The 8,601-nt window shown below is 73.5% G+C and carries 5 protein-coding genes; 1 reads left to right on the plus strand and 4 read right to left on the minus strand.

What is annotated here, in order from left to right; genetic code table 11:
- Window positions 1-1,441, plus strand: a 1,441-nt coding sequence (locus D7Y13_RS33505) for an MXAN_5187 family protein (RefSeq protein WP_279637152.1), incomplete at its 5' end; no start/stop codon positions are given.
- Between the two features lie 107 nt (window positions 1,442-1,548).
- Here the strand turns inward: D7Y13_RS33505 and D7Y13_RS33510 are convergent.
- The 4 genes from D7Y13_RS33510 to D7Y13_RS33525 all read right to left on the minus strand — a co-directional run.
- Window positions 1,549-3,198: an ATP-binding protein gene (locus D7Y13_RS33510; RefSeq protein WP_120585776.1), complete on the minus strand. Its 1,650-nt coding sequence runs from the start codon at window positions 3,196-3,198 to the stop codon at window positions 1,549-1,551.
- 97 nt (window positions 3,199-3,295) lie between these two features.
- The gene (locus D7Y13_RS33515) at window positions 3,296-4,663 is read right to left on the minus strand and encodes an ABC transporter substrate-binding protein (protein ID WP_120585777.1); all 1,368 of its coding nucleotides are present in this window, start codon (window positions 4,661-4,663) and stop codon (window positions 3,296-3,298) included.
- Window positions 4,660-6,012 (minus strand): VCBS repeat-containing protein, encoded by a 1,353-nt coding sequence (locus D7Y13_RS33520; protein ID WP_120585778.1) that lies wholly within the window; start codon window positions 6,010-6,012, stop codon window positions 4,660-4,662. The genes D7Y13_RS33515 and D7Y13_RS33520 overlap by 4 nt, the downstream gene beginning before the upstream one ends.
- Window positions 6,009-8,601, minus strand: a 2,593-nt coding sequence (locus tag D7Y13_RS33525; protein WP_244222407.1) for a penicillin-binding protein 1A, incomplete at its 5' end; no start/stop codon positions are given. The genes D7Y13_RS33520 and D7Y13_RS33525, both read right to left, overlap by 4 nt.

The raw sequence follows: 8,601 nt of genomic DNA on the forward strand, positions 1-8,601 counted from the left end.
CCGGTCGGTCGCCTGCTGGATGGCCTGCCCCAGCTCCGCGTCCAGCGCCTTCTCCTCCGCGCCCCGGCTCTCCGCGGGGGCGAAGGACACGGTCCTGGAGACCGGGTCGCTCCAGGCGCTGGGCCCGGTGCAACTGCCGGCGTTCACCCATGGCGATGCGATGGGCGGACAGGCCCCGTTGTTCGTGGGGGCCCGCCGGGCGCTGGAAGGCACGCCGTACGAAGTGGTGGCCCTCGCGGGCACGGCGGCGGCGCTGGCCCCGCTGGCCGCGTATCAGCACACCGCGCTGCTGGCGCTGGCGGGGCTGCTGCTCCTGAGCCTTGTGTGGACGGCGCTGATGGGCGGGGGACGCAGCGCGTCTTCCGACGATGCCGTCGCCACGGGCAACGGGGACACGCTGGGCTGGTCCGCGGCGATGGCCGCGCAGTCCGCGGCGCCGGTCGCCGTGGCGCCTGCTGCCGCCGTGCCCGCGCCGCTTCCGGATCCGTTCGGGTCGGCGGCGTCCGCGGAGCCGGTGTCGAATCCGTTCGCTTCGGCGATGTCGTCGGAGCCGGTGTCGAATCCGTTCGCCTCGGCGGCCCCTCCGCCGGTGAGCCCGGCGGCGGATCCGTTCGGGAGCGCGGACGCGTTCCCGTTCCCGTCGTCGGCGGATCCGTTCGGAGCGCCGCCTGCCCAGGCTTCCGGTGGGCTGGGGGATCCGTTCGCGATGCCGCCTCCGGCCGCCGCGCCGATTCCGCTGTCGAATCCGTACGGCGCGCCGCCTCCGGTGGCGACGTCCGCGCCGCTGGCGGATCCGTTCGCGGGGGTGGAGTCGTTCCCGTTCCCGTCGCCGCCCGCGGCCTACCCGCCGCCCGCGGCGGAGCCGTTCACGCCGCCTCCGGCGTACGCGCACGGCACGCCGATGCCCTTCGAGCATGCGGCACCGTCGAACGAGCCCATCGCGCAGGCGGCCCCGCGTCACGGCGGAGCGTTCGCCTTCGAGGATCAGCCCACGGCGGCGTATTCGCTCCAGCAGGCGGCCAACCCGTTCGCGCTGGCGGCGGCGCAGTCGCCGGATGACGCCAATCCGGAGACGACGCGCGTGGCGGCGATTCCCCGCGAGCTGCTCCAGGCGAGCACCCGGCCCACGTCCGAAGCCATCCCGATGCCGCCCCCGCGCAACAGCGGCCCCCAGGCGATTCCGCTGCCGGGCGCGAGCAACACGGCGGCCGCGGCGGCCCTGTCGGAGGAGCAGCACTTCCAGGACGTCTTCCGCGAGTTCGTCACCACGCGCGAGCGCTGCGGTGAGGTGGCGGACGGCCTGACGTACGACAAGTTCGTGCAGAAGCTGCGCAAGAACAAGGAGCAGCTCGTCACGAAGTACGCGTGCAAGACGGTGCGCTTCCAGGTCTACGTGAAGGAAGGCAAGGCCGCCCTCAAGGCCACGCCCGTCAAGGACTGACGTCCGACGGACGCGTGTCGTGCCCGAAGGCCCGGGACCTCCTCGCGAGGTGCCGGGCCTTCTCGTTCGCGGGCGGTGCGGCGGGTTCCCGAGGAGCGCTCCGAGCCTCAGCTCGCGCGGGGGAGCACGACGCTGAAGCGGGCGCCCTGGCCCGGCTCTCCGCCCACCTCCAGCCGGCCTCCGTGCTCCTGGAGGATGCGCGCGGCGATGGCCAGCCCCAGGCCGGTGCCGCCGTCCTTGGTGGTGAAGTAGGGCTCGAAGATGCGGGCGCGGTGTTCGGCGGGGATGCCGGGACCGTCGTCCTCCACTTCGATGACGGCGTCCGCGTCGGTGCCCTTCACGCGCACGCGCAGCGCGCCTCCCTTGCCCGTCATCGCCTCCTCGGCGTTCTTCACCAGGTTGACGAGCACCTGGGTGAGCTGATCCCGGTCCGCGCGGGCCACCACGCCCGTCTGGAGCGCGGGCTGAAGTTGGATGCCCTCGGGGGGCGCGGCGTAGAGCGAGAGCACGCCCTGGGCCAGCTCTCCCAGGTCCACCGGAGCGAGCTGGGGCTTGGGCAGGCGCGCGAAGCGGCTGAACTCGTCCACGATGCGCCGCAGTCGCTCCACCTCCTCCAGGATGACGCCCGCGCTCTCCTTGAAGAGGTTGGGGAAGCTGGGGTGGCGCGCTTCGTGCGCGGCCAGCAGCGTCTCCAGCGACATGCGGATGGGGGTGAGGGGGTTCTTGATTTCGTGCGCCAGCCGCCGCGCGACTTCCTGCCACGCGGCGATGCGCTCGGTGGCCATCAGCCGCTCGGTGGTGGCCTTCAGCTCGGACGTCATGTGGTTGAACGTCCGGACCAGTTCGCCCACCTCGCCGGAGGCCCGGGCCGCCACCTGGACGTCCAGCGCGCCTTCGGCCACGCGGCGGGCACCGGAGGTGAGGGCCTCCACCGGCCGCGTCATCCACCGGGACACCCACAGGCCCAGCAGCGCCGCGAAGGCGAGGCCCAGGCCCGCGAGCAGGAGGAATGCGCGCATGACGCCTTCTTCCGCCTCACGCGCGGCGGCGCGGCTGAAGGTCAGGCGCACGGAGGCCGCGTCGCCCAGGGGCAGCACACGCGCCACGGTGGGAGGGGCCGCGCTGCCCGCGTGCGCCACCGTCGCCTCGCCGGACAGCAGCGTCACGTCCGTCTGGGTGAGGCGCGCCAGGTGCTGCGCGAGTCCGTCGTCCAGCACCACGCCGCCCACGGCCCAGAGCCGCACGTCGCCGTAGTCCACGGGTCGCGCGGTGACGAGCGCGGGCACCTGTCGCAGGCCCGCGTTGCCTCGCACGTCCACGCGCACCGGCACGGGGCGGGGGGACTTCTCCTTCGTCACCGCGAAGAGCACGGCGTCCGGGTCGCCGCGCCGGGCGGGCAGGTGTCCGGAGGACAGCACCGTGCCGTTGCGGTCGAACAGCGTGAGCACCGTGAGACCCCGGCTCTTCATGAGCCCTTCGGCGGTGCCGGCCTGGATGGCGCGCAGGGGGCGGTCGCGCGCCTCGCGCACCAGGTCCTCCATGGCGGGACTCTCCACCAGCTCCTCCACGGCGCGGCGCGCGTTGGAAGCGGAGCGTTCCAGGGACTCCTGCGCGGAGGCGGTGGCGGCCGTCATGCGCGCATCCAGTTCGCGCGACAGCGTGTCGCGCAGGCGCGTCAGCGTCAGGGGCACCACCACCGCCAGCGGCACCAGCGCGAGCAGGGCGAACGCGAGCGCGAGCCGGGTTCTCAGGCGCATGCGATGGCTTCCTGCCCGTTGGCGTGGCTCACGGTCAGGCTTCGTCCGCGAACATTCTGGCGAACTCTTGCGGCGCGCCCCTTCACCCCGGCGCGGCTCACTGGCGGCCCCCACCACCCGACGCCTCGACGGGCGACAGCCACGCGCCCTCCAGCACGGGCAGGCCCTGCGCATCCAGCATCAGGCCTGACACCTCCGGTGCCGCGCGGAGTCCCAGCCCCTGCGCATACAGCGGGATGAGTGGCACCGAGGGCGCCAGGGCCAACGCCCGCTCGCGACCTCTCGCATCCCGGGCTCCCGCATCCGCGAGCGCCCCGATGGGCGGAAGCTCCACGCCGAGCAGATCGCGCCGTCCGCCTGCTTCCAGCACCACCGCCAGCGCGGGCCCGGGGATGGGCGGCAGTAGCAGGGCGCTCAGCATCAATTCGAAGTCGCCCCGGGCCTGCCGTCCGCGCAGTGCGGCGCGTGACTGCGGCTCCAGCGCGACGGTGTAGCCCTGCTCGTGCAGCTTCACCTGGATGCGCTCGGCTACGGCTCGCTGATCCGCCAGCGCGGCGTCGTAGGCGAGCGTCACCTTGCGCGTCGTGCCCGTGGGCGGCGCCGCGGGCCTTGCCTTGGACCCTTGAGGCAACAGCGCGGGGGGCAACAGGTTCGGCATCGGCACCGCCGGCCCCTTCACGAACAGCCGCGTGAGGTCATCGCGATCGATGGCGCTCTCGAAGGCCTGTCGGAAATCCGTGGGCACCTTCCGGGGCGAATACGCCAGGTACGTCGCGTACAGCGCCGCGCCCGTGAGGGTGTCGTTGTCCGGGGGCGTGCCCAGCTCCACCTGCACCTGTCGCGCGGACCACAGCCGCGTCAGGCCGCGTTCATCCGTGGCGGTGAGCGCCAGACGGTCCAGGTACGGCCGGCCCTCCGGCCACGCGGGCTGCGCCTCCAACACGCCCCTGCCCGCCGCGCTGAAGGGGCCCGACGCCGGAGACGGCGGGGGCGCGAGCGCTGGATGGCAGAGCGAACGCTCCAGGTCGGGCCACGGAAAGGCCAGCGCCAGCTCCAGCGTGGCCCCCGAGGACGTCACCTGCCGACCCTCGCCCCGCAGCGGGTACAGCAGCGCGCGGTACGGAGACAGCGCGTCGGGCGACGACAGCCGCGTCCAGGCCCGGGCCACGGCGGTGGCACTGACAGGGGAGGGCAGCGCGACACGCAGGGCCTGGGGCACCGGGCGCGACAGCTCGCGCGCCAGCGTCGGGTGGATGCGTCCGTCGGCGTCCACGCGACACACGGGCCGCGTCAGCAGTCCCAGGAGCGCGGCCTCCATCGGCGTGTCGGCGAGGGCGGGCTCTCCAATCTCGGGCGGACCGGCATGGGCCGCGCGCAGCTCCCCTCCGTAACGTGGCCGGCTGGCCGCGAGCGTCGGGGCGGAGGTGAGGAGGACCAGACCGGCGAGGGCGGAGCGGATCATCACGGTGCACCCTGGCGCAGGAGGAACAGCTCGCTCGTGCCATCCGGCTTCCACGACCCCACGACGACCTCCCGGCGCTTGTCCCCATCCAGGTCCGCCGTCACCACGAACAGCGCACGGCCCGGTGGAAGACCCCCCTGCCACAGCGGCTCATGCGCCATCGGTGCATCGGGCGTCAGCGACAACACGCGCACCGCATCCGGTGTGGGCTGGAGCAGCGGCGACGTGGTGATCAGCTCCGGGACACCATCCCCATCCAGGTCTCCCAGCGCGCTGCCCACCCCCAGGCCCGACAGCTTTGATGGCGCGGACGCGGGCCTCGCGTAGAGCGACGCCGTGCCGTCCGCGTGGACGAGCAACATGCGTGGGGACGCGAAGCTCGCGGCGCCGAACGGCGCGGGCACCGTGAGGCCCCGCCCATCCGCCAGCCGGACCTCCGGAGCGAACACCGTCTGCCCGGGCACGAACGTCCCGCGCTCCATCCCCCCCAGCGGCGCCGCGTCCAGCGTCCCCGCCGAGCGCAGCGTCCCCTTCGCCTTGTCCAGCACCAGCAGCTCACCCTTCGCGTAGCGCGTGCTCCACGCGGCCAGTCGAGGAGGCCCCGCGAGCACCGCCAGCGCCCCGAAGGGCTCCCGCGTCGTCGCCGTCGCGGGCGCGCCTTCCAGCTCCCGCCGCGCCAGCAGCCGTCCATCCGCCGCGAACACGAACACCTCGCGCGCGGTGAGCGCGGCCACCTCGTCGCGACCATCTCCGTCCAGGTCGCCCGAGGTCAGCGCGGCCAGCGGCGTCTCCACCCGGGCGAACACCGCGCCCAGCAGGCGCACCGGCCGCTTCTGCTGCGGCCCGGGGCCCGGCGTCCCGTTGGCGGGCGCCCCCACCGAGGCCAGGGCCAGCACCGCGGCATCCGCCTCCACGCCCTCGGCCACGGCGGCGGCGGGCTTCGGCGGACGCGTGGGCGTGCGGCCGGACCAGAAGTTCACCCACGTGCCCAGCACGTCGCCCCGTGCCACCAGCTCGCCGCCCTCCACGTCCAGCGTGAGCCGCACCAGCGAGCGGGCCCCCTGTTCGCGGGCGGTGGCCTCCGCGCGCTCGGGGGGGACCTCCAGCACCACGGGCCCCAACTGCTGGGCCGCGAGCCGCGAGGCCAGCAGCGTCCCGAAGGCGCGGCGCAGCTCGGCGGAGCTTCCGGACAGGGACACCGCGACGGGCGCCTCGGCGGGCGCGGCGCGGATCGCCTCCGCCACGGCCACGGCGAGGCGGGCCGTGGCGGGGGGATCGCCTTCCGCCGCGAAGGCCCCGGAGGGCAGGGCGAAGGCGAACGCCAGGAACAGGGACAGGAGCGAGCGACTCACAGGCCCTTCTTGCCACCTTCCTCGATGAAGAAGTTGTCCGGCGTCACCTGCCCGGGCGGCGGGGCCTCGGCGGTGGGCTGGGTGCCTTCCAGGAAGGGCTCCAGCCGGCCCGGAACCGAGTTGCCCGCGAGCAGCCCCGTCGCCGGGTCGATGCGCACCTGCGTGACGCCCGGGGGCACCTCGAAGTCGCGCGCGGGCAGCCCTTCTTCCGCCACGCGCATGAAGTTGAGCCAGATGGGCAGCGCGGCCCGGCCACCCGTCTCGCTGCTGCCCAGGGGCGAGTTGTCATCGAAGCCCACCCACGCGCTGGCCACCCAGTCCATCGTGTAGCCGGAGAACCACGTGTCCTTGGACTCGTTGGTGGTGCCCGTCTTGCCCGCGGCCGGCCGGTTCAATTCACGCACCGCCCGCGCCGTGCCCTCCTCCACCACGCTGCGCATGAGCGACGTCGCCAGGTACGCCACCGCCGGGGGCAGCGTCTCCTCGAAGGCCGGCTGGTGCTCCTCCAGCACGGTGCCGTTCGCGTCGCGCACGCGCAGCAGTTGCAGCGGCTCCGCGTAGCGGCCGTTGGCCTGCAGCGTGGCGTACGCGTTGACGGCCTCCAGCATCGTCACCTCGCCAGTGCCCAGCGCCAGCGTGAGGTTCTCCGGCAGCGCGGAGCGGATGCCCGCCCGCCGCGCGAAGTCGATGGCGGTCGCGGGGGTGATGGCCTCGATGAGCCGCACGGACACCGTGTTCTTCGACTTGGTGAGCGCCGTGCGCATCGTCATGGGGCCTTCGAACTGGCCGTCGAAGTTCTTCGGCTTCCACGCCTTGCCCGTGTACGGATCGCGGATGGTCTCCGGCGCGTCGTTCACCGTGGACAGCGGCGTGAAGCGGCCAGAAGCCAGCGCGGCGGCGTAGATGAAGGGCTTGAAGGACGACCCCGGCTGGCGCTTCGCCTGCGTGGCGCGGTTGAACGACGAGCGCTCCGCGTCGTAGCCACCCACCATCGCCACCACGTTGCGGTTGGCCGGGTTGATGACGACAAGGCCGCCCTGCACCAGCGGCACCTGATCCAACGTGGCCTCGACGAAGGCCGGCGCGGGCGGTGCCTTGAGCACGCGCACGAACACCAGCTCCCCGGGCGTGAACACGTCCGCGATGCCCTTGGGCGCCTTCTTGCCCTTCTGCCGCGCCCACCCGACGGACGCGAAGGACACCTCCGCGGTGCGGCCCACCAGGTCCACGCGGGCCACGTCGCGCTTGGGGTCCACCTCCGTCACGTAGCCGGTGAGGCGCAGGCCCTCCTCCATCGGCTTGAGGAGCACGCGTCCGGCGCGCTCGCGCTCCGGGGACTGGGGCGCTTCTTCTTCCTCGACCTCGGCGGCCAGCTCCGGTGGGGCCTGCTCCTCCGCGCCGTCGACCTCCGGCACGGTCGGCTTGACCTGCGGCGTGGCCGGGGCCGAGGGGGCCTGGACGAGCGGCGCCAGGTCCGCGACATAGCCCTGGTCCTTCTGCCGGCGCCCGGCCTCCTCGATGCGCTGGGCGATGAGCGCGCGGTAGCGGGCCCACGCGTCCGCCTCCAGCTTGCCCGGAGCGCCCCGGTAGCCCTGACGCCGGTCCACCGCCTCCAGGCCCTCGCGCACGGCCTTCTCCGCGACGGACTGGAGCCGGGGCACGAGCGCGATGTCCACGCGCAGGCCGCCCTCCATCACCTTCTTCTCACCGTAGCGCTCCACGAGCGTGCGGCGGATCTCCTCCGCGTAGTACGCCCCCGCGGAGGGCGCCTTGCGCGGCGCGAGCACGATGGGCTTCTCCTTCTCCGCGTCCACCACCGCGCGCGCCACGAAGCCCTGTCCGGCCATCTGCTCCAGCACGTAGCGCTGGCGCTGCTTGGCGCGGGTGATGTTCGTCACCGGGTTGATGCGGTGGGGCTGCTGCACGGTGCCCGCGAGCACGGCGGCCTCGCCCACGGACAGGTCCTTCGCGTGCTTGCCGAAGTAGAAGAGCGCGGCCTCCTCCAGGCCGTAGCGCCGCTGCCCGAAGTACACGCCGTTGATGTAGAGGCTGAGGATCTGATCCTTGGTGAGGGCCTGCTCCAGGCGCGGGGTGAGGATCCACTCGCGGATCTTCCGGCCCAGGCTGCGCTCGGGCGTGAGCAGCATGTTCTTCACGACCTGCTGCGTGAGTGTGGACGCGCCGGACTTGCGGCTGCCGGGGATGAGGTTCTTCACGCCCGCGCGCAGGATGCCGAACGGGTCCAGGCCCTCGTGCTTGTAGAAGTCCGCGTCCTCGGCTGCGAGGAAGGCGTTGCGCACGTGGACGGGCAGGTCCTCGATGCGGATGAGCGTGCGGCGCTCCAGCGCGAACTCCGCGCAGAGCGTGCCGTCCGCGCACGTCACCTTCGTCACCTGCGGCGGCAGGTAGACGCGCAGGGACTCCACGGAGGGCAGGTCGCGGCTGTAGTAGGCGTACGTGGCCACGCCCGCGGCGATGAGCAGCACGAGCCCCACGACGCCCAGCACCAACAGCCGCTTCGTCCAGCGCCACAGCGCGGCGCCGAAGCCGCGCCTCGGGGGCGGCGGTGCTCCGGTCGGGGCCGGAGGG

This window comes from Corallococcus praedator, assembly GCF_003612125.1.
GTDB lineage: Bacteria > Myxococcota > Myxococcia > Myxococcales > Myxococcaceae > Corallococcus > Corallococcus praedator.